General features: G+C 66.4%; 1 protein-coding gene and 1 pseudogene. Both read right to left on the reverse strand.

The window, feature by feature from the left end:
• Window positions 1-79: 79 nt before the first annotated feature.
• Window positions 80-259, reverse strand: a complete 180-nt coding sequence (locus AOK23_RS51370; protein WP_276205720.1) for a helix-turn-helix domain-containing protein — start codon at window positions 257-259, stop codon at window positions 80-82.
• Window positions 245-592: pseudogene (locus AOK23_RS51375) on the reverse strand (recombinase family protein); the annotation flags it as partial. The pseudogene AOK23_RS51375 and the gene AOK23_RS51370, both read right to left, overlap by 15 nt.
• Between the last annotated feature and the right edge of the window lie 421 nt (window positions 593-1,013).

Here is a 1,013-nt window from a genome sequence, read left to right on the forward strand (position 1 = left end):
TCTGCAGAGAAGACTCTGCAAATCTTCACCGCATGGCGGGTCCTCGCTGCCGGGCACGAGGAAGCATTCGACAAGAGCTTCATTTCACGGCTTTGAGCGTGATGCAGCGGTAGATGGTGGCGGGTGCGGCTTTGAAGGTGCGAGCGATCCTCCGGACGGGGATGCCGGATTCGTAGAGCTGCTGTGCCTGTTCGATCTGCTCGGTCGTGACTCGCGGGGGCCGTCCGCCGGTCTTGCCGCGGGCGCGGGCGGCGGCTATGCCGTGGTTGGTGGCGGCGAGTACGAACTCGTGGTGCAGGGTGGCGAAGACGGACATCATGCCGAAGAAGTCGCGTCCTTCGAGGGTGTTGCTGTCGATGTTCTGCTCGACGGCGTGGAGCCGGATGCCGCGGTTGCGTAAGTCGGTGCCCACGATGATGAGGTTCTGGACGGAGTAGAAGAGCCGGTCGAGCCGGGAGACCGTGATGGTGTCGCCGGCGCGGAGCCGTGGCAGCAGCAGGTCCCGCTCGGGCCATGCGGTTTTGTGGCCGTTCGTGCGCTCGATGTAGATGTCCTCTTCCGCGACGTCGGCGCGCATGAGTGTGTTGATCTGCGTGACGGGGCTTTGGCCTGCGGCCGTGCGGACGCATTCACCTGCTCAGGGGGCGGGACGGCCCGGAGGGTGGCAGGGATAGAACGGGAGGCCGCGTTCGGAGGGTTCTTCCTCGATCCAGCGGCTCAGCGGGTCGCGTTTGCCGGCTGCTTCGAAGCTGAAGCCGGTGGCGGCCCGCTCGCGTACTTACCGGATGAACCGCCGCAGGTCCCGGTCCTTGCCCGTGAAGGACAGGAAACGCAGATGCGGCGAGGCGAAGAGCCCGGCGAGGGCCACGAGATTCACCACCACTTCCTTGCCTCCTCGCGAGCGTCAAAGACCTTCAGCGGCACGACGTCGGCGATCAGCTCGCCGGTGTCCTCGTCGGTTTCGGTCCCGTCGTCGGCCGTCTGCGGGACAGCCGGCTCGGGAGGGCCGGGGC

This window comes from Streptomyces torulosus, from assembly GCF_001419765.1.
Classification (GTDB): domain Bacteria; phylum Actinomycetota; class Actinomycetes; order Streptomycetales; family Streptomycetaceae; genus Streptomyces; species Streptomyces torulosus.